Source organism: Cupriavidus sp. TMH.W2 (assembly GCF_050847365.1).
In the GTDB taxonomy this organism is placed as follows: domain Bacteria; phylum Pseudomonadota; class Gammaproteobacteria; order Burkholderiales; family Burkholderiaceae; genus Cupriavidus.
Window position 1 is genome coordinate 1698539 of sequence record NZ_CP193792.1, and the last position, 22357, is coordinate 1720895.

Below are 22357 nucleotides of genomic sequence, written 5' to 3' on the forward strand. Positions count from 1 at the left end.
CTTTCAGCGCAATTGAATTTCAATCTCACAAATTTGGATTTCAAAGTTGAAATCCGGCGCTGCGTGACGGACAATGTGCCAGCACTGTACGCCTGTTCGTTCCGGGTTTCACCACGCTTTCTTCCTGCATTGCACCATGGCTCCTCCCGTTTCCACGCAAGGCCGCCCGCGCATCTGGGCCATCGGCATCAGCCGCCTGGCGCGCGCCTTTGCCGACCTGATCCCGGCCTACGCCGACCGGGCTGAATTCCGCATTGTCGGCAAGGGTTTCGAGGCCGCCGCCAGCGCTGTGTCGCGCGAGGTGCGCGAGGGCCGGCTCGACGTGGTGGTGGCGGGCGGCTCCAACGGCGCCTATCTGCGCCAGCACGTTGACGTGCCGGTGGTGCTGGTCAAGGTCACCGGCTTTGACGTGATGAGTGCGCTGGCCACGGCGCGGCGCATTTCACCGCGGGTGGCGCTGGTCACGCACGCGTCGACCTATGCCGAGGTGGATGAATTCGTGCGCGCGTTTTCGCTGTCGGTTCCGGCCTATACCTATCTGACGGAGGACGATGCCGTTGCGCGCGTGAAGGCGCTCAAGCAGGAGGGCATCCAGGTAGTGGTCGGCCCCGGCCTGGTGACGGACCTGGCCGACCGCTATGGCCTGACCGGCGTGTTCCTGTACTCCGGCAACTCGGTGCGCATGGCGCTGGAAGACGCGATCGAGGCCGCGCGCCTGCGCCGCATCGAGGCCACCCGGCGCGACTACGTCAATACCATCCTGGCGCATCTGAACGAAGGCGTCGCGGCGGTGGACGCGGAAGGGCGCATCCAGTCGTTCAATCCGGCGATGGAGCGTTTTCTCGGCACTTCGGCCACCGCGGCGGTCGGGCGCAAGCTGCAGACGCTGGCGCCCAACCTGGCGCTCGAAGGCGTGATGCAGAGCGGCGACAAGGAGCTGGAAGCGATCCACAAGCTCGGCGACAAGATGGTGGTGGTCAACCGCATTCCCATCATCGGCGAGGCCGGCACCGCCGGCGCGGTGCTGACCATTCAGGATGCCAGCGCGATCCAGCGCGTGGACCGCAACCTGCGCTCGCGTGCCCGGACGCGGCCGGCGGGCGTGCGCTACAGCCTGGACGACCTCGCGGGCACCTCCGCGGCCATGACCGAACTGCGCGAACTGGCGCGGCGCTACGCCGTGGTGGACTCAACCGTGCTGATCGGGGGCGAGAGCGGCACCGGCAAGGAAGTGCTGGCGCAGGGCATGCACGACGCCAGCCCGCGCCGCGCCTTCCCGTTCGTGGCGGTCAATTGCGCGGCGTTTCCCGAGGCATTGCTGGAAAGCGAGCTGTTCGGCTATGAAGAGGGCGCCTTTACCGGTGCGCGCCGCGGCGGCAAGGCCGGCCTGTTCGAGTCGGCCCACAACGGCACGCTGTTCCTCGACGAGGTGGGCGACATGCCGCCCGCGCTGCAGACGCGCCTGCTGCGCGTGCTGCAGGAAAAGCAGGTGCTGCCGATCGGCGGGCTCGATGCCGTGCCGGTCAACGTGCGCGTGATCGCCGCCACCCACCGCGACCTGACGGGGATGGTGCGCGATGGCAGCTTCCGGCAGGACCTGTACTACCGCCTCAACATCCTGCGCATCGAGATGCCGCCGCTGCGCGAGCGCGCCGAAGACCTGCCGGAACTGGTCGAGCTGCTGTACCGGCGCGCGCAGGAGCGCCTGGGCCTGGAGCGCCCGCAGCGCCTGCCAGCTGCCGCACGCGCGCGGCTGGGGCGCTACCGCTGGCCCGGCAATATCCGCGAACTGGAGAACGTGACCGAGCGGATCGCGGTGCTGGTAGCGGGGCGCCGGCTGGAAAACGCTGCCCTGCAGCGAGAACTGCTGGCCGCGGCGCCTGAGCTGTTTGGCGATGGCGCGCAGCCTGCGGCCGGGCAGGATGCCGGGCCGGCGCCTGCCGCACGGGCCCGCCGCTCGCTGGCGCGCGTGAAGCAATCCAGCGAAGTCGACCATATCCGGCGCGTGCTGGAGGAGTGCGGCGGCGACCGGACCGCCGCCTGTCATATCCTCGGCATCAGCCCGACCACGTTGTGGCGGCGGCTCAAGGCAGCATAAGAACCCGTTCGCGGTTAGCCGGCGGGGCCGGCGCGGCGGAAGGGTATCGGCTGCAGCCCCTTGCTTTCCAGCCAGGCCTCATTGAACAGCCGCCCCATATACAGGTCGCCGCGGTCGCACAGCAGCGTGACGATGGTGTGCCCCGGCCCCATCTCGCGCGCCAGCGCCACCGCGGCGCCGACGTTGATGCCGGACGATCCGCCCACGAACAGTCCTTCCTCACGCAGCAGCCGGTAGACCATGTCCACGCAGGTCTGGTCGTCGATGCGCACGGCATCGTCGATGGGTGTGTCCTGCAGGTTGGCGGTAACCCGGCTGGAGCCGATGCCTTCGGTGATCGAACTGCCTTCCGCCTTGACCTCGCGGTGCTTGACGAAGTGGTACAGGCCGCTGCCGTGCGGGTCGGCCAGCACGATGCGCACAGCCGGCTTGTGTTCCTTCAGGCAGCGGGCGATGCCCGCCAGCGAGCCACCCGTGCCGGTGGAGCAGGTGAAGGCATCGATATGCCCGGCGGTGGCGTGCCAGATCTCGGGGCCGGTGGTCTCATAGTGGGCCTGGCGGTTGGCCAGGTTGTCGAACTGATTGGCCCAGATTGCGTTATCGGTCTGGTCGGCCAGGCGGCCGGCAATCTTCTGGTAGTTGTCCGGGTCGGCGTAGGGCTTGGCGGGCACCGCGCGCACCTCCGCGCCGAGCATGCGCAGCCGTTCCATCTTTTCCGGCGATTGCGTGTCGGGGATCACCACGATGCAGCGGTAGCCGCGCGCCGCGCACAGGTGGGCCAGGCCGATGCCGGTGTTGCCGGCGGTGCCCTCGATCACCGTGCCGCCTGGCTTCAGCAGCCCGCGCCGCTCGGCATCGCGAATGATATAGAGCGCCGCGCGGTCCTTGACCGAACCGCCCGGATTGAGGAATTCCGCCTTGCCGTAGATGTCGCAGCCGGTTTCGGCGCTCAGGCCGGCCAGCCGGATCAGCGGCGTGTGGCCGATGGTGCCGGCAAATCCATCCCTGACTTCCATGATGCACTCCCGCTGCGCCCGCAGCGGGCGTCACATTGAGTGATAGATCGGTGAAGCGGGAATGACAAGCCGGGGGAGGCGCGGAGGAGGACGGCGGAGGGCAGAAGTGACCGGGATGGCGCCCCGGCGATCAGGCTGCGTTGAGCCAGCGGAAGCTGAAGTCGCCCTCGACAAAGTCCGCGCGCGAGGCGTGGAAATCGCGCATATAGGGCCGGTTCAGGTGGGATTCGAGCGCGCGCTTGGAGTCCCAGACCATGTAAATCACAAAGACCCGCGCATCCTCCGCGTCCTGCCCGACGTGGTAGTCCAGGCAGCCGGGCTCGGTCAGCCCGCGCGAGCGCAGCGTGGTGAGCTGGGATACCAGCGCCTCGCGGCGGTGGGTCTTGGCACGGGCGATGCCGACTAGCGTGTACGTTCCGGACATGGGTGAACGGGGGCGACTGGCTGGCGTCTGGTGAGCACTGGGCAGGGCATTGTAGCGCCGGCAAGCGCCCCGCCGGCAAAGCCCGACGGCGCCGTCCGGGCATTCCGGGGGCGCTTGACAAGGCCCGCGGCACGGTTCCTCCCAGTGCAATGCCTCCTCAAGTTATGCCGGCGGCTGCCGATATCCGTGGCGAACACTAGAAAACCATCATCCGGGGGTAACGCATGTTGAGACGCATTCGGTCGGAGCAACTGCAGGTCGGGATGTTCGTCGCCAGGCTGGGCGGTCCGTGGATCAACCATCCGTTCTGGCGCGCCCGGTTCCTGCTCGCCAGCGAGGACCAGGTTCGGCAAATACTGTCGGCGGGGGTGCAGGAGGTCTGGATCGACATCCTGAAGGGCCGCAATGTGCCAGCGCCGGAAACCCCGGAAGGGCCGGAAGCAGCCGGAGCCATCCCGATGCTGCCCCTCGTCGAAGCAGACACGGCGCCGCCGCCCGCCGCCACACTTGAAGCCGAGATCGTCTGTGCCCGCGAGCTGCTGCAGTCGGGCAAGGCCGTGATCGGCTCGATGTTCACCGATATCCGCATGGGCCGCGCGCTGGAGGTCAGCGGCGCGCTGCTGCTGGTCGACTCCGCCTCGCGCTCGCTGTCGCGCCATGGGCAGGCACTGCTGGCGCTGGCGCGGCTCAAGGCGCGCGGCGACGACAACTACCTGCACGCCTTCGCGGTCTGCGCACTGATGATCGCCGTCGGACGCACGCTGAGCCTGCCGGATGACGAGGTGCGCGAGCTCGGCCTGGCCGGCCTGGTCCACGACATCGGCAAGCTGACGCTGCCGGAAGGCATCGTGCGCAGGGCCAGCGAACGCACCCCCGCGGAAGAGGAGATCTACCGCCGGCATCCGTCGGCCGGCTACCGCATCCTGAACGAGGCCCGGCTCTATTCCAATATTCCGCTCGATGTCTGCGTCCACCACCACGAGCGCGTCGACGGGCGCGGCTTCCCCTACGGCCTGGCAGGGCGCGAGCTGAGCGTGCACGCCAAGATTGCCGCGATCTGCGATGCCTATGATTCGCTGACTTGCAGCCGCCCCGGCCACCAGCCGTGGTCGCCGGCCCGCGCCATGGAATACATGGCCGTGCGCGTCGACACCCTGTTCGACCGGCGCGTGTTCAAGGCCTTCAGCCGCACCGTCGGCATCTACCCGCTCGGCACCGTGCTGCGCCTGCGCTCCAACCGGCTGGCGGTGGTCTGCGCGCAGAACGAGGCCGATCCGCTGCGGCCGAAGGTGATGGCGTTTTATTCCGTCTCGCAGTCCAGGACAGTACCTACTGAACTGATCGACCTGCGCCACAGCGACGAAACGGTGGTGGCGTTCGAGAATGCCGCTGACTGGGGGTACGCGGATGAGCAGTTGATGGAGATGTATGCCACGGCGGCCTGACGCTGTACGGGCATGCCGTTAGCCTCCCAGTCATTTCCCATGCCTCAGTCGCTCGTACAGGAAATCGCCCAACGCCCGCACGCGCGCGCTGTGCCTGAGATCCGGATGCGTCAGTACCCATAGATCGGTATCCATGGCCTGATCGACGGGCGCCAGCCGAACCAGGTCCGGGTCGTCCCCGGCCAGCAGGCACAGCAGCATGCCGGCTCCCATGCCATGGCGCACCGCGTCCGCCATCGCCACCAGGCTGTCGGCGCTGACGGCACGGCGGTGCTCCGGCACGTGGTCGCGTATCCAGCGCGCCTGGGCGAGGTGCGACAGCGCATCGTCCGGCACGACCCACTCATAGGCCGACCAGTCCGCCAGCCTGGGGCTGTCGGGCTCTGCCGGCAGCCCCAGGCGCCGCGCCGCGTACGGCGGCGGTCATGGCATAGCCGGTGGCATGGCGTTCGAAGAGCAGGGTGCCCGGGGCCTCTTCCAGCCGCGCCAGCCGGCGCAGGACCGTGGAATGGTTGACGTGCAGGGCGCGCGCGGCGCTGGCGAGCGAGCCGGAGTGGCCCACGGCAAGGAAATGCTTCGAGTGCGGCGCCGATGCGGCTGGTGCTGATCGGGCTGATCTTTGTGGGGATTGGCGGGCTGAAGCTGCTGCCGGCGTAGGCTTTGGATGGGGTGAAGCCAGGGGTGGCAGGCACGTTCTGTACACTATCTGGCCAAGTCATTGGCCAAAATCGCCCCCCATGAATTTCGATGCCCTGCTGGAACTGTTCCAGCAACGTATTCCCGCCCATCCGTGGGCCCAGATTGCCTTGTACCTGCTGGCGCTGGTGCTGATTGCCTTGGCAGCGCAGTGGCTGTTCGGCCATGTGATGTCACGCATCGCCCATCGCCTGCTGACGGTATGGGGCAAGGCGCCGTGGAGCACGGCGCTGACGCGCCATCGCGCCTACCGGCGCTTTGGCCATGCGGTGGGCTTCGCGGTGATCACCGTCGGCATCGGCGAGGTCCCGCACATGGGCCGCTATGCGCTGGCCATCGAGCGCATGGCGCATGCCAGCCTGTGGATCTGCTTCTTCCTGATGCTGGGCGGCGTGCTCAGTGCCTGGCAGGACGTATACGCCAGCAGCCGCCGGGCGCAGACGCGCTCGATCAAGGGCTATATCCAAGTGGGGCGGCTCGGGCTGGGGCTGGTGTGCGCGGTGCTGGTGCTGTCGATCCTGATCGACCGCTCGCCGCTGTGGATGCTGTCGGGCCTGGGCGCGCTGTCGGCGGTGCTGCTGCTGGTGTTCAAGGACACGCTGCTGTCGCTGGTGGCCAGCACGCAGCTCACTTCCAACGACATGCTGCGCATCGGCGACTGGATCGAGATGCCCCAGTGCAATGCCGACGGCTACGTCAAGGACATCGCCCTGCATACCGTCAAGGTGCAGAACTGGGACAACACCGTGACCACGGTGCCGACCTACAAGCTGTTCTCGGAGAGCTACCGCAACTACCGGCAGATGTTCGAGTCGGGCGCGCGGCGCATCAAGCGCACGCTGCGGCTGGATGCGGGCAGCGTGCGCTTCCTGGAGGACCGGGAGGTGCAATCGCTGATGCGATTCCGGTTGCTGCACGACTACCTGGAGGAAAAGCAGGCCGAGGTCGACGAGGCCAACCGCCTGCTGATCGCCGCGGGCAATGATCCGGTCAACCGGCGCCGGCTGACCAATATCGGCACCTTCCGCGCCTATGGCATTGCCTACCTGAGGGCGCATCCGGAAATCCACCATGACCTGCTGCTGAACGTGCGCATGATGGAGCCCGATTCGCAGGGCATCCCGGTGGAGATCTATTGCTTTACCGCGCTGACCGCGTGGATGGACTATGAGCGCATCCAGGGCGACGTGTTCGACCACCTGCTGGCGATCCTGCCCGAGATGGGCCTGCGGCTGTACCAGGCGCCGTCAGGGGCGGACCTGAGCGGCGTGCGCGTCGCGCCGGTGCTGGCCGCGGCGCAGGTGGTGGCAGCACAGGCCGCTGTCCAGCATGCGCCTGCCCAGAGCGCTGCCGCGGGCAGTCATCCGATCTGACCTGCTGGCGGGTCAGCCTACCGCGCGCGGACGCACGCGGCTGGCGGCTTCCTTGGCGCGGGTGCGGGCGGTGTCGACATCGTCGGCATAGGCCAGCGCCACGCCCATGCGGCGCTTGACAAAGCTTTCCGGCTTGCCGAACAGGCGCACCTCGGTCTGCGGCACGCTCAGTGCCTGCTCCACGCCGTCGAAGACCACGCCCTGGGCATCCACGCCGCCGTAGATCACGGCGCTGGCGCCGGGGCTGCGCAGGCTGGTGTCGACCGGCAGGCCCAGGATGGCGCGGGCGTGCAGTTCGAACTCGTTCTGCCATTGCGTGGCCATGGTGACCATGCCGGTATCGTGCGGGCGCGGGCTGACTTCGCTGAACCAGACCTGCTCACCCTTGACGAACAGCTCCACGCCGAACAGGCCCAGGCCGCCCAGGTCGGCGGTGACCGCCTGCGCGATGCGCTGGGCGGACTGGAGCGCGGCCGGATGCATCGGCTGCGGCTGCCAGCTCTCGACGTAGTCGCCGCTGACCTGCACGTGGCCGATCGGCGCGCAGAACTGCGTCTCCACCTGGCCGCCGGCACCCATGGCCCGCACGGTCAGCAGCGTGATCTCGTAGTCGAAGTCGATAAAGCCTTCCACGATCACGCGGCCGTGGCTGACGCGGCCGCCGGCCATGGCGTAGTCCCACGCCGCTTTGACGCCCTCGGGGCCGTCGATCTTGCTCTGGCCCTTGCCGGAGCTGCTCATCACGGGCTTGACCACGCACGGGTAGCCGATGCCGCCGTCGATGGCGGCCTGCAGTTCTTCCAGCGAATCGCAGAACTTGTACGGGCTGGTCGGCAGGCCGAGCGATTCGGCGGCCAGGCGGCGGATGCCTTCGCGGTCCATGGTCAGGCGCGCGGCGCGGGCGGTGGGGATCACCCGCACGGTGCCGGCGGCTTCCAGCGTTTCCAGCATGGGCGTGGCGATGGCCTCGATCTCGGGCACGACCAGGTGTGGCTTTTCCGCCTCGATCAGGGCCTTGAGCTGGTCCGGGTCGCTCATGGCGATGGTGCGCGCGTGGTGGGCCACCTGCTGGCCGGGCGCGTTGTCATAGCGGTCGACGGCGATGGTTTCCACGCCCAGGCGCTGCAATGCGATCAGCACCTCCTTGCCCAGCTCGCCGGAGCCGAGCAGCATCACTTTGGTGGCAGAGGGGGAGAGGGGCGTTCCGAGGGTGGTCATGGCAGCGGGCGGTGGGGCGGGAGGGAAAACCGGGATTGTACGTGTTGGCGGGGATGGTGGTGTGGGGGGGGCGGGTCTCCTGGGTATGTCGGTCGGGTTCGATGTTGGAAACCCGACCGACATACCCAGAAGGCCCGCCGCCTACACCAGCAAAACATCCACGCTTGCCAAGATCCCAAAAAAACCGTCCGCAAAGCCCCCCTCAATTCAGGACGCAGCCATCAAAGGCGGCCGCCGCCGCGTCGCCACCGCAAAGGCAATCTGCGCCACCCCCGCAGTCAGCCCCAGCGCCACGCCGACCTGCCAGGCCACGGTGTAGGAACCGAGGGCGTCATAGACCACTCCACCGCCGAAAGCGCCGACAAAGCTGCCGATCTGGTGGCTGAAGAACGCCACGCCGCCCAGCATTGCCTGCCAGCGCAGGCCGAAGGTCTCGGCGATCCAGCCCGATACCAGCGGCGCCACGCCCAGCCACAGGAAGCCCATTACCGCGGCGAACACCAGCGTGCTCTGCGGCGTGGGCGCCGAGGAGAAATACCAGGTCAGCGCCAGCGAGCGAATCGTATAGATGCAGCCGAGCAGCATCAGCTTGTTGAAGCGGCCGCCGGCCCAGCCGAAGAAGATGCTGCCCAGCACGTTGAAGCCGCCGATCACGCCCAGCGCCTGGGCGCTGAGCATCGGGTCCATGCCGCATACGTCGAGATACGACGGCAGGTGCGTGGTCAGGAACACCAGTTGCATGCCGCAGACGAAATACGCCAGTGCCATCACCACGAACGGTGCATGCCGCAGCGCAGAACCCAGCGCTTCGCGCGCGCTGTCCTGGCCCCGCCCCGCGGGCAACACCAGCGGCAGCCGGTCCACGCGCCCGGCAAACCACGCCGCGGGCAGCATCACCAGCGCCAGCACCACGAATGCGGCCAGCCCGGTACGCCAGCCGTAGGCCTGCGTCACCATCTGCCCGATCGGCGCCGCCAGCAGCGCCCCCAGCGATCCGGCGCCGGACACCAGCCCCAGCACCGTGCTGCGCAGCGCCGCCGACACTGGCCGCGCCGCCACCGCCATGGCCAGGGCGCTGCCGGTGCACGCCATCGACGCGCCGATGGCCACGCCCGCGCCCAGCGTGACCCCGACCAGGCTATGCGCGGTCGCAAGCAGCACCAGCCCCACTATGTAAAGCAGTGATCCCGCCACCATCAACGGCCGGAAGCCGATCCGCGTGGCCCATGCGCCGGCCAGCGGCTGCAGCAGGCCCCAGGCCAGGTTCTGCACGGCAATGGCGATGGTGAAATCCGATACCGAGATGCCGATGTCGCGCGTCAGCGGCGGCATGAAGATGCCAAGGCTCTGGCGCAGGCCCATGGCCAGGCTGAGCATTACGGAAGCGCCGATCAGGATCGGCAAGGCCGGGCGCAGGCCTGCGTAGCGCGAAGGCGCGGTGGGGGTGGGCACGGTGTGGTCTCGTCGCTGTCGTTATCGTTGTGAGCCCTGGGGTGCTTCCTTGTATTGTGAATGTATTAAGCGAGCGCTGAATATACCGCAGGGTAGGGCGAGCGTATGCCGCGGACCCGACCGTGTCAATTTGGCTTTGGGCCGGGCAGCCTTCCGCTTTGGCAAAGGCGGCCCGGCATCTCGCTAGTCCAGGCTGACCCTGGACGCCCGGATGGTCTCGCCCCAGCGCTTGATCTCGCCGCCGACCAGCGCGGCGAACTTAGGCTGCGGCTCGCCGCCGGGGATGCCGCCCATGTCGCGGAACCTGGCCACCACCTCGGGATCGCGCATGGCTTTGCCCAGCGCTTCCTGCAGCGCGGCGGCAATCGCCGGCGGCGTCTTCGCCGGTGCAAAGAAGCCCAGCCAGCCCATCACCACGAAATCCTTCACGCCGGCCTGTGCCATGGTCGGCACGTCCGGCAGGGCAGGCAGGCGCTCGGCGCTGGTCACGGCCAGCGCGCGCAGCTTGCCGGCGCGGATGTGCGGCAGCGCCTGCGTCAGGTTGTCGAACATAAAGGTGGTCTCACCCGACAGCACCGATGTGGTGGCGGGCGTCGAGCCCTTGTACGGCACGTGAATCACGTCGGTGCCGGTGCGCAGCCGGAACAGTTCCGCGGTCAGGTGCGTGGTCTGCCCGATGCCGGCCGAGGCATAGGAATACTTGCCTGGAGACTGCTTGAGTTGCGCCATCAGATCCGTCACGCTGCGCACCGGCGACTGTGCGCCCACTACCAGCACGTTGGCGAACGAGATCAGGTCCGTCAGCGGCATGAAGTCCTGCGGCTGGTAGGACAAGTGCTTGTGGGCGCTGTAGTTGATCGCGTGCGAGCCGGTGTTGCCGACCAGCAGCGTGTAGCCGTCCGGCGCCGCGCGCATGAAGGCCTGGGTGCCGATGATGCCGCCGCTGCCAGGCTTGTTGTCGACCAGCACCGGCTGTCCGAGGATGGCCGACAGTTTCTGCGCGACCAGCCGCGTGGGGATATCGGTGGTGCCGCCCGGCGCGCCGGGCACGATGATGGTGATGGGCCGCTCAGGCCAGGCTGCGGCGTTGGCCGCCAGCGGCAGCGTGGCGGCGGTCGCCAGCAGCAGGGCCGCGGATGTGTTTAACAGCGATTCAGGCAGCTTGTGTTTCATGGGTCTCCTCCATGTTTTGGTCTGTGTGCTGCTTTGCCATGCAAGAACGGCCGGCTTGCAGCCGGCCGTTCTCTAATGCGCTGCGGATGACATCGATGCCCTCCGCGTGGCTGGGACGATTACTTGCCCGTCCACACGGGCTTGCGCTTCTCGGCGAACGCGGCAGCACCCTCGCGGGCGTCGGCGGAGGTGAACACGGGCGCCAGCAGCGGGCGCTGGCGCTCGAACATCTCCCCGGCGCTCCAGTCGGCGGACTCGGCCACGATCTGCTTGCTGACCGCAACCGCCAGCGGGCCGTTGGCGCCGATTTCGTCGGCCAGCGCCAGCGCGCCTTCCAGTGCCTGGCCCGGTTCGGTCAGGCGGTTGATCAGGCCATAGGCGTGGGCCTGTTCGGCGCCCAGCATATTGCCGGTCAGCGCGTATGCCATGGCGATGTGGTACGGCACCCGGCGCGGCAGGCGCATCAGCCCGCCGGCGCCCGCCACCAGGCCGCGCTTGACTTCAGGCAGGCCGAACTTGGCTGCTTTCGACGAGACGATCAGGTCGCACGCCAGGGCCAGTTCGAAACCGCCGGCCAGCGCGTAGCCTTCCACCGCGGCGATCAGCACCTTGCGCGGCGGCTTCTCGGTCAGCCCGCCGAAGCCGCGGCCGGGCAGGCTGGGGCGCTTGCCTTCCAGGAAACCCTTCAGGTCCATGCCCGAGCAGAAGGTGCCGCCCGCGCCGGTCAGGATGGCCACGCTCAGGTCGTCGCGGCTTTCCAGCTGGTCGATGGCGGCGGCCAGCGCCGTCGCGGTCTCGAAGTCCATGGCGTTCTTCGCCTGGGGCCGGTTCATGGTGATCAGCAGCGTGTTGCCGCGGGTTTCGAGTTGCAGCGTGTCGCTCATGCTTGGTTCCTTGTTCAAGATCGGTGTCGGGTGCGCGCGGCCGTTCAGCGCGGTGCCATGCGGATGGCGCCATCCAGGCGGATGGTTTCGCCGTTGAGCATGGGGTTCTCCAGGATGTGCAGCGCGGTCGAGGCATATTCATCCGGCGCACCCAGGCGGGCCGGGTGCGGCACCATGGCGCCGAGCGAGGCGCGCACGTTCTCGGGCAGCTTGGCCAGCAGCGGGGTGTCGAACAGGCCCGGGGCGATGGTGCAGACGCGGATCGCGCGCTGTGCCAGGTCGCGCGCGGCCACCAGCGTCATGCCGACGATGCCGGCCTTGGCCGAGCTGTACGGGATCTGGCCGATCTGGCCTTCATAGGCCGCCACCGACGCAGTCAGCACGCAGGCGCCGCGTTCGCCGTCGACCAGTTCGTTCTTCGCCATGCGCGCGGCGCCCAGGCGCAACGCGTTGAAGGTGCCAATCAGGTTGATGCGCACCACCGACTCGTACTTCTCCAGCGAGCCGGGCGAGCCGTCTTTCTCCACCACGCGCACCGCCGCGCCCAGGCCGGCGCAATGGATCAGCGCGCGCAGCGGGGCGATGGCCTCGGCGGCATCGTAGACGGCGTTCATCTGGTCGGTGTCGGTCACGTCGGCCTTGACGAAGCGGACTTTGCCGCCGAACTCGTCGACCACCGCGTTGCCACGCTCTTCGTTCAGGTCGGCGATGACCACGCCGACGCCGCGCTCCACCAGGCGCCGCGTGCAGGCCAGGCCCAGGCCGGATGCGCCGCCGGTGACGACGGCGGACATGTTTTCGAATTTCATGAAGGGTCTCCTGAGTTGATGCTTTGCTGAGAGGGCTAAGGGAAGAGTTGTTACAGGCGCTCGATAATGGTGGCGTTGGCCATGCCGCCGGCCTCGCACATCGACTGCAGGCCATAGCGCTGGCCGCTGTCCTCCAGCGCATGCAGCATGGTGGTCATCAGCCGCACGCCCGACGCACCCAGCGGATGGCCCAGCGCAATCGCGCCGCCGCGCGGGTTCAGGCGTGCCGGGTCGGCCCCGAGCGCGCGCTGCCAGGCCAGCGGCACGCAGGCAAAGGCTTCATTGATTTCGTAGTGGTCGATCTGGTCCAGCTTCAGGCCGCTCTTCTTGATGGCGCGCTGGCTGGCGGGGATCGGCGCGGTCAGCATCGCGATCGGATCGTCGCCGCAGACGTCGAACGCCACGAAGCGCGCACGCGGCTTCAGGCCCAGGCGCTGCGCCATCGACTCGCTCATCAGCAGCATGGCGGCGGCGCCGTCGCTGATTTGCGAGGCATTGCCCGCGGTCACGTTCCAGCCGATCTGCGGGAAACGCGCGCTCAGTTCGTCATTGCGGAACGAGGCCTGCAGAGTGCCCAGCTTCTCTACCGACGTGCCCGGGCGGATGGTTTCATCGTGCTCGACCACGCCGTTGGGCGTGCCGATGCCCAGGATCTCGCGGCGGAAGGCGCCGCTTTCGCGGGCGGCGGCGGCCAGCTCGTGCGAGCGTGCCGAATAGGTGTCCATGTCATTGCGCGACAGCTCATACCTTGCCGCGACCAGTTCGGCCGCGACGCCCTGCGACACCAGCCCCGGCGCATAGCGCGCTTCCATCGACGGGCCGTACGGGTTCTGGCCGATGCGCGCCGAGCCCATCGGCACCCGGCTCATCGACTCGATGCCACAGGCGATGACGATGTCATAGGCGCCGGCCATGATGCCCTGCGCGGCAAAGTGCACCGCCTGCTGGCTGGAGCCGCACTTGCGGTCGATCGTGGTGGCCGGCACGTGCTCGGGAAAGCCTGCCGCCAGCCACGCCACGCGGCCCGGGCCAGCGGACTGCTCGCCCGCCTGTGTCACGCAGCCGGTGATGACGTCGTCGACCAGGCCCGGGTCCAGCTTGTTGCGTTCGACCAGGCCCTTGAGCACCTGCGCCAGCAGCTCGGTGGCATGGAGTTCGGTAAAGGCCGAACCCGGCTTGGAGCGGCCCATCGGGCTGCGGATGGCGTCGACGATGACGGCTTGTTGCATGGGGTGTCTCCTGAGAATGCTGAGCGTTGCAAGTCGTGGCTGGGATGTTGAGACGACGGGGCCGAAAAGTGATCGTCCAATACGATGATTTGGGAGTTCTGGCTTTGCCGAGGCCATGTGATCTCAAGGTATCGTGGACGCGCGCGCGTCGGTTTCACGCGCGGGTTCCGGACGCGGCTACGTGCAAGAGCGCGGCGTCCCCACCGGCACTCAGCCAGCAGAGCAAGCAGGTCGTGGAAGACATCGGCCCGCGGCTGGCAAGCCTGGCGCGCAATGTCGAAGGGGCCTTGGGCGAGGGGCTAGCGCACAGCGTGCCTGCTCAATTGCCGGTAAAAACCGGCGTGCGCTTTTCCAGGAACGCCTGCACCGCCTCGCGGTGGTCGGCGGTCTGGTGCGACAGTGCCTGGAAGCCGGCGGACAGTTCCAGCAGCGTATCCAGCCGGGTATGCATGGCCTCGCGCATCAGGCGCTTGGCCAGGCGCACGGCATGCGGCGGGTTGGCGGCAATGCGGCCGGCCAGCTCATAAGCCGTGGGCAGCAGCGCCTCGGGCGCGACCACGCGCGACACCAGGTTCCATTCCAGCGCCAGCTTGGCATCGATCGGCTGGCCGGTGAAAGTCATCTCGGCCGCCCGCGACAGGCCGATCACGCGCGGCAGCAGCCACGCGCCGCCGTCGCCGGGAATGATGCCCAGCTTGACGAAGGACTCGGCAAACTGCGCCCGTTCCGACGCAACGCGGATATCGCACATGCAGGCCAGGTCCAGCCCCGCGCCCATGGCCGCGCCGTTGACGGCGGCGATCACCGGCACTTCCAGGTTGAACAGCGCCAGCGGCAGGCGCTGGATGCCGCAGCGATAGTCCTGCCGGATTTCCATGCCCGGCACTGCGCCGGAGGCCTGGCGCTCCATGTCCTTGATATTGCCGCCCGAAGAGAACGCCGTGCCCGCGCCGGTGATGACCACCGCGCGCACGCTGCGGTCGCCGTGGATGCGCTCGATCGCGGCCAGGAATTCGGTCACGGCGGTATTGCCCGTCAGCGGGTTGCGGCGCTCGGGCTCGTTCATCGTCAGGGTGACGATATGGTCCTGCTGCGTGTAGAGAAGGAAGTCGCTCATGGTGGTGTCTCCGGATGCGGGGATGGGCTGGTTGCCTGCCTTGGCGCCAAGGCTAAGCGACCCATGCCCACACCGTCCAATATTAATTTCTTCACCAGCGATATTCATTTGATATCGGCAAGCAGGCTGGAACCGCCAGCCGCCTTGTGCCTGCCGGTGCACAGTCGATCATCCTGGCCGACCTGAAGCTCGCGGACGCGGTTCGGCCCAAGCCCTGAGAACCGGGAAGGGCCAGGCCGAGGTTCAGTCTTCGGCCTGGAAGCCGGTCGCCTCCACGATCGGCTTCCACGCGGCGCGCTCCAGCTGGATGCGGCGGCGGGCTTCCTGGCCCGGGCGCGCCACCACTTCCAGGCCCAGCGCTTCCAGCTTGGCCGCGGTGGCGGCGTTGCCCGAGGCCGCGAGGAACATCTTTTCCACCTGCGCCACCACGTCAGGCTGGGTGCCGGCGGGGACGAACACGCCGTACCAGCTGGTGGCGTAGTCATACTGGCTGAAGCCCTGTTCCTTCATGGTGGGCACTTCGGGCAGTGCCTTGGCCCGGCGCGTGCCGCTCACGCCCAGGAAGCGCAGCTTGCCGCCCTTGTACAGCGGCATCATGCTGGCCACGGCATCCCAGCCGATCGACACATTGCCGCTGATCACATCCACCAGCATTGGCGACGCCCCGCGATAAGCCGCGGGCGTGATCGCAACGCCTTCCATCTTGCCCAGCGCCACTGTGCCCAGGTGGCCGGCACTGCCGATGGTGGCCAGACCCAGGCTGGCGCCGCCCGGGTTGCGCCTGGCCCAACTCACGTACTCCTTCATGTTCTGGTAGGGCTGCTGCACGCCAGTCGCGACCACGGTCGGCACATCGGTCAGCACCGCCGCCGGCACCAGGTCCTTGTCCGCGTCGTACGACAGCTTCTTGTAGGTCAGCGGAAAGATGGTGAACAGGGGCGAAGGACCGATGAACACGGTCTTGCCATCGGGCCTGGAGCGCTTCACGTAGTCGAGCGCCAGGCGCGCCGATGCACCGGGGCGGTTTTCCACGATCACGGTGCCGTGGCCGTCCTGGCGCAGTTGCTCGGCATACAGGCGTGCCAGGCTGTCGGCGGCGCCGCCGGGGGCGTAGCCGACAATGATATGCATCGGCTCGGCGTCGGCCGCGCTGGCCGGAGCGGTCATGGCGAAGGTGGCGGCAGCGATGGTGGTCATGGCCAGCAGCCGGCGCGTCAAACGGACTTGATCAGTCATGGCAGTCAGGGAGCGATGTGGTGAGGGAGTCAGGGCAGGGCGGGCCACTGGCCGGTAAAGTCATGCACGGATTCGAACAGGGCCGCGGCCCGCAGCAGCGCGGCATCGCCGCGGAACTGCCCGACCAGCTGCAACCCGACCGGCAGCCCGTCCTGGCCAAAGCCGCAGGGCAGGCTGATGGCGGGATGGCCCGTCATATTGAACGGCATGGTCCAGGGGAACCAGTTCGCGCGCACATCGGGATAGTCCTGGCCGTCGATGTCGATCGTGCCGAAAAGATCCTGTTCCAGCGGCAATGCGGTGCGCGTGATGGTGGGCATGGCAAGCAGGTCGGCGCGCGCCAGTAGCGCCTGCACGCGCAGGAACAGCTGCGAGCGCTCGAACATAGCCTGCTGGTATTCCACGGCGGTGAAGGCGGCGGCGGATTCCACCTGCCGCACGAAGGTCGGGCTCAGCGCATCACGGTGCTGCGCCACGACCGGCGCAAAGCGCGTGCGCCATACCGTGTGGTTGATGGCGCGCCAGACAGGCTCCACCTCGAACCCTTCGCCGCCGAAGGGCTCGAGTTCTGCGCCGAGCGCGCGCAGCTTGTCGAGGCTGGCCTCGAACGCGCGCGCCACGTCCTCTGCAACCGGGCGGCCCGGCGGCGCCAGGCAATACAGGATGCGCCGGCCGCGCAGGTCGCCCTGCGGCTGCGCGGCGGCCACGTAGTCCGCCGCGGGCACGCCGATCGACCACGGGTCGCAGGCATGCTCGCCGGCCATGGCTTGCAGCATCAGGCCGGTATCGGCCACGGTGCGCGTGGTGGGCGTGACGTAGGTCTGATTGCCGAACAGGTCCTGCGCCTGGCTGTGTGGAATCACCCCCTGGCTCTGCTTGATCCCCACCACGCCGTTGCACGCGGCCGGGATGCGCGTGGAGCCGCCGCCATCGGTGGCCACCGCCAGCGGCGCGATGCCGCTGGCCACCGCCACCGCGGCGCCACCGCTTGAGCCGCCACTGGTGCGCCCGGTGTGCCAGGCATTGCGGGTGCGCCCGAACAGCGGCGAATCGGTCAGGCACTTGGAGCCGAATTCCGGCGTGGTGGTCTTGCCGATCAGGATCGCGCCCTGCGCGCGCAGCCGCGCCACGGCCACGGCGTCATCGGCAGGCACGTTGTCGCGCATCGGCACGGCGCCAAAAGTGGTGCGCACGCCGCCCGTGTTGACGATGTCCTTCACCGTGAACGGGATGCCGTGCAGCGGCGGCAGCGGCCGGCCGGCCATGACCTCCGCTTCCGCCGCGCGTGCCGCGGCCATGGCCTGGTCCGCGCACAGCGTGATAAAACAGTTCAGCACCGGCTGCAGCCGTTCGGCGCGCGCCAGCACGGCTGCGGCCAGTTCCACCGGCGAGATTTCCTTGCGCCGGATGCGTTGCTGCAGGTCGGCGGCGCTGGCAAGACAAAGCGCTTCGCTCATGGGGCGGGCGTCTCCTTATAATGGCCGCGCCTGCCGGCTCCGGCGCACGCAGGCGTGATGTCGATGACCTGGAACGGGCATCTTACAATCGGCCAGGGCCGACGGGCATTATCTCCGCCAGGAATCGTTCCGCAAGCATCGGGGATGCACTGCGCCGCCATGCGTGCCGCCTGCGTGAACGGACGCAGGCTGCTCGCCGCCTGCACCACCGACTGGCGCATGGCGCGTTCGCGCAGCGGCCGGGCGCAACGCCAACCCCACGCTCGTCGTGTGGACAAAGTCCGCCGACATCGCGTGCCGCCTCGTTCCACGGCGCGCAGTGGGTGCTGACCGGCTCCCGGAGCGTTCAGGTCAAGGTATTGGCGGATGGCTTGCTCAAGTTGTCGGGTTGAGCGATGCGTGCCGCGGCGGATGTATTGTTCGGTGATGGTTGCAAACCAGCATTCCACCTGATTGATTCGACAAGGACCAGCGGAGCCGGGCCGATGCGGGGACAGCGGAAATCTTCCTACATGGCGGGGACCACTTCAGTCGAGCTCCGCGAGCAGTGCCTTAGCCTCCTTCAGGGCCGCAGTGTCGAAGCCTTCGTTGAACCGGCCGTAACTCTCGGCCAGCATCTCGCGGGCGGCGGGCGCCTTGCCTTGCTGGCGCCACAGCCGGCTTAAGGCCATCACTGCGCGCAGCTCCAGCGATCGGGCGCCCTGGCGGCGCGCGATCGCAATCGCCTGCTGGAAGCAGGCCTCGGCCTCGTTCCAACCGGCGCCCGCCGCGCTCGCGCAGCTTGGGTGCAGCAGCGTTATTTCCCCCTTGAGCCGATACAGCTCCGCCTCGTACAGACGCTCGTGCGTTCGGTCGGCCACGGCCAGCGCCTCGGCCAGCATCTGCAGCCCTGCCTCGGCCTGTCCCGCTTTCCCGTGGGCTTCGGCCAGCAGCGCCAGGAAATGTGTCTGCCAAATCCCTGCCCCGATGGCGCGATAGGCGCTCAAGCCCTGCTGCATCTTCTCGATGCCTTCCGCAGTATGTCCCTGTGCGACCAGCGCCGAGCCCAAGAGCATGGTTCCGAAAGCTAGCCAGAACGGGAAGCCGTGCTCGGTTGCGAGGGCGAGAAGTGCTTCTACCAGCTCATGCATCGGCTGCGTCTCGCCGCGGTGCAGACGAAGCATGGCGGCGAAGGTCAAGGCATTGGCCGAGTCAGGAGGGTGGGACAAGGTCTGAGCCAGCGCGAGCATCTCCTGGCTGCGCGCAAGGGCTTGATCCGGATAGCCGAGCAGCCACAGGTCCAAGGCTAAACAGGCCAGCGTCAGCACACCAGGCTCCAGGAAGAAGGCAGGCGACTGGCCCTGCCCGGAGGTATAGAGCACCAAAGCCTGCTCCAGCTGCGTGCGGGCAGCGCCCAGTTCGCCGAGAGCGAGCAAGCTGACTCCCAACGCCCGATGGGCTTGTACCAGCAGCGCAGGGTCCTGCGCCTGTTGGGCCAGCGCAACGAGTTGCTCCCCCAGTTCGCGTGCGGTGGGCTGTTCCCCACGGACGATGAAGCATGTGCGCAGCCCCAGGAGGGCGGGGAAGAGCTGCGTCGTGTCCCCGAGCTGTCGACACAGCGTCAACGCCCGCGCATAGGTCGCCTCCACTTCCGGCGCAGCGAGCCCAAGGGTGGCCATCCAGGCCGGACCGAGGGTGATCTGCAGCGCGAGTTCCTGTCGTGTGCGCTCGGAATCATCGGGCAAGGTCTTGAGCAATTCCAGGGCGTTGGTCAGGTGGGTGACCGCTTCGGCATTGGCGGAGCGCTGCACCGCCTGGCGCCCGGCGCATTGCAGGTATTCCACCGCCTTTGGCGCATTGCCGCTGCGGCTGAAATGATGCGCCAGCTCACTGCAGTGCTCCTCGCGCTGGGCGCCAAACATGGACTCGATCGCCTGGGCGGTGCGCTCATGCAGCACGCGACGCCGCTCGCTCAGCAACGAGCCATAGGTCACCTCCTGGGTCAGCGCATGCTTGAAGCTGTATTCCACCTCCGGAAACGCCGGCTGCTCGTAGATGAATTCCCCGGCTTGCAGCCGCGCCAGCAGTCTCTTCGTTGTGTCCTCGGGCTGCTCGACGACGCGCGCGAGCAGGCTCCAGGGGAATACCTTGCCGATCACCGCCAGGGTCTGCAGCAGCGCTTTCTCGGCGGGTTGCAGGCGGTCGATGCGGGCGGCGAGCACCCCCTGCACCGTGGTCGGGATGTGCAGCGTGGTCGGCATCTGCTCGAGACGGTAATGCCCGCGCTCGCCCCGCAGCACGTGCTGCTCGATCAGCGTCTGCGCCACTTCCTCGATGAAGAAGGGATTGCCTTCGGTCAGCGCCAGGATCAGGTGCTCGAGCGAGGCGAGTCCGGCGGCGTCACCCAGCAGGGCTCGCAGCAGTTCCCGGGCTTCGGTCTCGCCCAGAGGATCCAGCCGCAGCTGGGTGTAGTAGCTCTTGCGGCTCCAGTCGTGCCGGTATTCGGGCCGGAAGTTGACCAGCAGCAGGATGCGGGCGCTGGCCACGCTCTCGCCGAGGAAGCCGAGTAAGGCCTCGGTCTCACTGTCGAGCCACTGCAGATCCTCGACGATCAGCTCCAGCGGCTGGGCCAGGCTCTCGCGCACCAGCAGCCGCTTGATTGCCTCAAAGGTGCGCTGGCGGCGGATCTGTGTGTCCATCTGCGCCAGCGCCGAGCTTGGCTCGGTAGCCCCCAGAAGGTGGAACAGATAAGGCAAGGTATCTTCCAGCGCGCGGTCCAGCGTCAGCAGCTTGCCGGTGAGTTTCTCGCGCCGCCGCCGCTCATCGTCCTGCGCCGTGATCTGGCAGTAGTTCCGCAGCAGCTCGGTCAGCGGCAGGTACGGATAGGCCTTGCCGTGCGAGACCGAGAAGGTTTCGAGCACCAGGCAATCGCGCGGCGCGAGGAGCTTGAACTCATGGAATAGCCGCGACTTGCCGACCCCTGGCTCGCCGACCACGCCAACGATCTGACCATGTCCGGCCTGTGCCCGCGCCCGCGCTTCGCGCAGTTGCTCGAGTTCACGGGCGCGGCCGACAAAGCGCGCCAGCCCGCGGCTGGCCGACACCTGCAGCCGGGTGCGCAGCGGGCCGAGACCGAGGACTTCGAAGACCGCGAGCGGGTCGGGCAGCCCCTTGATCGGCGTCTCGCCGAGCGCCTTGAACGTGAAATAACCGTCGGTCAGGCGGTGGGTGTGTTCGCTTGCGACGATCGAGCCGGGCACCGCGATGCTCTCCATGCGCGAAGCAATGTGGATCGAATTGCCCACCGGGTCGTAGTCGGTGCGCAAGTCGTCGGTGCGGATCGCGCGCACCACCACTTCGCCGGAGTTGATGCCGACGCGGATCTGCAGTGCGATCCCCTGGGCGAGACGCACGCCGTCGGCATAGCGGCGCATGGCCTCCTGCATGCGCAGCGCCGCCAGCAGGGCCCGCTGCGGATGGTCTTCGTTCGCGATCGGCGCGCCGAACAGCGCCAGGATGCCATCGCCCATCGACTTGGCCACATAGCCTTCATAGTGATGCACGGCCTCCATCATCAGCGCCAGCACCGGGTCGATCAGGCGGCGGGCGTCTTCGGGATCGAGGTCGTGGATCAGCGCGGTCGAGCCGGCCATGTCGGCGAACAGCGCGGTGACCGTCTTGCGCTCGCCGTCCGCCGTGCCGCGGGCTTCCATGTCCGCCTGCGCCGCCCGGATGCGCTGGGCCAGATAGGGAGGGGTGTAGTCGATGGGGGCGCTGGGCGCCGGTACCTTCATCGGGGCTGGCGCGCTCAACGGCGCGCCGCATTCGCTGCAGAACCTGGCGCCCGCACTCACTTCTTGCCCGCAGGCCGGACAGACGCGTACCAGCTTGGCGCCACATTCCTCGCAGAACTTGGCACCTGCCGGATTCTCGAACCTGCAGCTTGCGCAGCGCATAGGGCTTGTCCCCCTGCCGGGGCTTGCAAGACTCAACGATCAAATCTTATCAGGGCAGGCAGGGCTCGTCGAACAAACTGCAGCGTGCTTGCGCGCCGCGGGAGCTCCAGGTGGCGCGCGCTGGATTTTCCTGCTGGTCCCCTCTGGCACAAGCGCCGGCGTGCGGGACTTGCCTGAGCACAGCCCCTGGTAGGCCGGGTCGGCCAAGATGCCGAATCGTTTGGAGGGTTGTATCGGCAAGTGCATTCCCAGGGCTTGGTGCGGTCATATGCCGCCGGAGAACGTCGCCAAACAGCGCGGAACACAGGCGGCAGGTGCCCGCACAACACCCGGCATTGGTATACCACTCCAGCCGCTCCTGTTCACGCCGGGTGACCTCGTCCTCGGCCATGCGCATGCTGATCGCGATCGGCAGCACCGCCGCGACAAGCGCGGTGATGACCGTGAGCGCGAGGAACAAAGGCCGCTTCATCGGTGTCCTGGTAGACATGCGTTGCGCAAACATACTATGCGGCGGCGCTGCTGCGCAGCAAGAGCCATTGCGACGCGCATTCAGTTTCTTTTGCAGTACGATGATTTTTTTCGTTAATCGAACCAATTGACTGGCACAGCTTGCGCAATGCCGGCAGAATCCGGACAGTAGGGGCCATGATCGCCCGCCGAGAGAATCCAGACCATGACCACCGCCCCGATGACGAAACCGCAAGCGCTGGCCCGGCCTGCTGCCCAGTGCACCTCCTCAGCCGTTGCCCGGCACCGGCCGGCCGCGACCCCGGGCAACGGCTGAGGGGGCGC

Annotated in this window: 19 protein-coding genes and 1 pseudogene; 3 read left to right on the forward strand and 17 right to left on the reverse strand. The window is 67.8% G+C overall.

What is annotated here, in order from left to right:
- Positions 1–136: 136 nt before the first annotated feature.
- Entirely contained in the window at positions 137–2098 is a 1962-nt protein-coding gene (gene prpR, locus ACREYQ_RS07790) for a propionate catabolism operon regulatory protein PrpR (RefSeq protein ID WP_432260164.1), read from the forward strand.
- Positions 2099–2112: 14 nt separating this feature from the next.
- Here the strand turns inward: prpR and ACREYQ_RS07795 are convergent, their stop codons facing one another.
- Together ACREYQ_RS07795 and ACREYQ_RS07800 are read right to left on the reverse strand one after the other, a co-directional pair.
- Complete coding sequence (locus ACREYQ_RS07795; RefSeq protein WP_432260165.1) at positions 2113–3114, reverse strand: cysteine synthase A; 1002 nt, start codon at positions 3112–3114, stop codon at positions 2113–2115.
- Between the two features lie 130 nt (positions 3115–3244).
- Positions 3245–3538 carry a putative quinol monooxygenase gene (locus tag ACREYQ_RS07800; RefSeq protein ID WP_010812104.1) on the reverse strand — a complete coding sequence of 98 codons (294 nt, stop codon included), beginning with the start codon at positions 3536–3538 and terminating at the stop codon, positions 3245–3247.
- Positions 3539–3762: 224 nt separating this feature from the next.
- Here ACREYQ_RS07800 and ACREYQ_RS07805 point away from each other — a divergent pair, with 224 nt between their 5' ends.
- Entirely contained in the window at positions 3763–4983 is a 1221-nt protein-coding gene (locus tag ACREYQ_RS07805; RefSeq protein ID WP_432260166.1) for an HD-GYP domain-containing protein, read from the forward strand.
- 30 nt (positions 4984–5013) lie between these two features.
- Here the strand turns inward: ACREYQ_RS07805 and ACREYQ_RS07810 are convergent, their stop codons facing one another.
- Together ACREYQ_RS07810 and ACREYQ_RS07815 are read right to left on the reverse strand one after the other, a co-directional pair.
- Complete coding sequence (locus tag ACREYQ_RS07810) at positions 5014–5319, reverse strand: LysR substrate-binding domain-containing protein (protein WP_432260167.1); 306 nt, start codon at positions 5317–5319, stop codon at positions 5014–5016.
- A 7-nt stretch (positions 5320–5326) separates the two neighbouring features.
- Complete coding sequence (locus ACREYQ_RS07815) at positions 5327–5545, reverse strand: helix-turn-helix domain-containing protein (RefSeq protein WP_432260168.1); 219 nt, start codon at positions 5543–5545, stop codon at positions 5327–5329.
- 175 nt (positions 5546–5720) lie between these two features.
- Between ACREYQ_RS07815 and ACREYQ_RS07820 the strand changes: the two genes are divergently transcribed.
- The gene (locus ACREYQ_RS07820; protein WP_432260169.1) at positions 5721–7052 is read left to right on the forward strand and encodes a mechanosensitive ion channel family protein; all 1332 of its coding nucleotides are present in this window, start codon (positions 5721–5723) and stop codon (positions 7050–7052) included.
- Positions 7053–7064: 12 nt separating this feature from the next.
- Here the strand turns inward: ACREYQ_RS07820 and purT are convergent, their stop codons facing one another.
- The 13 genes and pseudogenes from purT to ACREYQ_RS07885 all read right to left on the reverse strand — a co-directional run bounded on the left by purT (position 7065) and on the right by ACREYQ_RS07885 (position 22212).
- On the reverse strand, positions 7065–8270 hold the full coding sequence (gene purT / locus ACREYQ_RS07825) for a formate-dependent phosphoribosylglycinamide formyltransferase (RefSeq protein WP_432260170.1): 1206 nt from the start codon (positions 8268–8270) through the stop codon (positions 7065–7067).
- Between the two features lie 207 nt (positions 8271–8477).
- Entirely contained in the window at positions 8478–9722 is a 1245-nt protein-coding gene (locus ACREYQ_RS07830) for an MFS transporter (RefSeq protein WP_432260171.1), read from the reverse strand.
- 183 nt (positions 9723–9905) lie between these two features.
- Entirely contained in the window at positions 9906–10895 is a 990-nt protein-coding gene (locus ACREYQ_RS07835) for a Bug family tripartite tricarboxylate transporter substrate binding protein (RefSeq protein WP_432260172.1), read from the reverse strand.
- A 119-nt stretch (positions 10896–11014) separates the two neighbouring features.
- Positions 11015–11779 (reverse strand): crotonase/enoyl-CoA hydratase family protein, encoded by a 765-nt coding sequence (locus ACREYQ_RS07840; RefSeq protein WP_432260173.1) that lies wholly within the window; start codon positions 11777–11779, stop codon positions 11015–11017.
- Positions 11780–11823: 44 nt separating this feature from the next.
- The gene (locus ACREYQ_RS07845) at positions 11824–12588 is read right to left on the reverse strand and encodes an SDR family NAD(P)-dependent oxidoreductase (RefSeq protein ID WP_432260174.1); all 765 of its coding nucleotides are present in this window, start codon (positions 12586–12588) and stop codon (positions 11824–11826) included.
- A 50-nt stretch (positions 12589–12638) separates the two neighbouring features.
- A complete protein-coding gene (locus tag ACREYQ_RS07850) occupies positions 12639–13817 on the reverse strand; it encodes a thiolase family protein (RefSeq protein ID WP_432260175.1) in 1179 nt (392 codons plus the stop codon).
- Between the two features lie 319 nt (positions 13818–14136).
- Positions 14137–14934 (reverse strand): crotonase/enoyl-CoA hydratase family protein, encoded by a 798-nt coding sequence (locus tag ACREYQ_RS07855; protein ID WP_432260176.1) that lies wholly within the window; start codon positions 14932–14934, stop codon positions 14137–14139.
- A 243-nt stretch (positions 14935–15177) separates the two neighbouring features.
- Entirely contained in the window at positions 15178–16131 is a 954-nt protein-coding gene (locus tag ACREYQ_RS07860) for a Bug family tripartite tricarboxylate transporter substrate binding protein (protein ID WP_432260379.1), read from the reverse strand.
- A 68-nt stretch (positions 16132–16199) separates the two neighbouring features.
- Positions 16200–17627 (reverse strand): amidase, encoded by a 1428-nt coding sequence (locus ACREYQ_RS07865; protein WP_432260177.1) that lies wholly within the window; start codon positions 17625–17627, stop codon positions 16200–16202.
- A gap of 347 nt (positions 17628–17974) precedes the next feature.
- Positions 17975–18085 (reverse strand): annotated as a pseudogene (locus ACREYQ_RS07870) (IS630 family transposase); the annotation flags it as partial.
- Positions 18086–18154: 69 nt separating this feature from the next.
- Positions 18155–21562 (reverse strand): adenylate/guanylate cyclase domain-containing protein, encoded by a 3408-nt coding sequence (locus ACREYQ_RS07875; protein ID WP_432260178.1) that lies wholly within the window; start codon positions 21560–21562, stop codon positions 18155–18157.
- Positions 21563–21611: 49 nt separating this feature from the next.
- Positions 21612–22034, reverse strand: a complete 423-nt coding sequence (locus tag ACREYQ_RS07880) for a hypothetical protein (protein ID WP_432260179.1) — start codon at positions 22032–22034, stop codon at positions 21612–21614.
- Between the two features lie 34 nt (positions 22035–22068).
- Complete coding sequence (locus tag ACREYQ_RS07885; protein ID WP_432260180.1) at positions 22069–22212, reverse strand: hypothetical protein; 144 nt, start codon at positions 22210–22212, stop codon at positions 22069–22071.
- Positions 22213–22357: the final 145 nt, after the last annotated feature.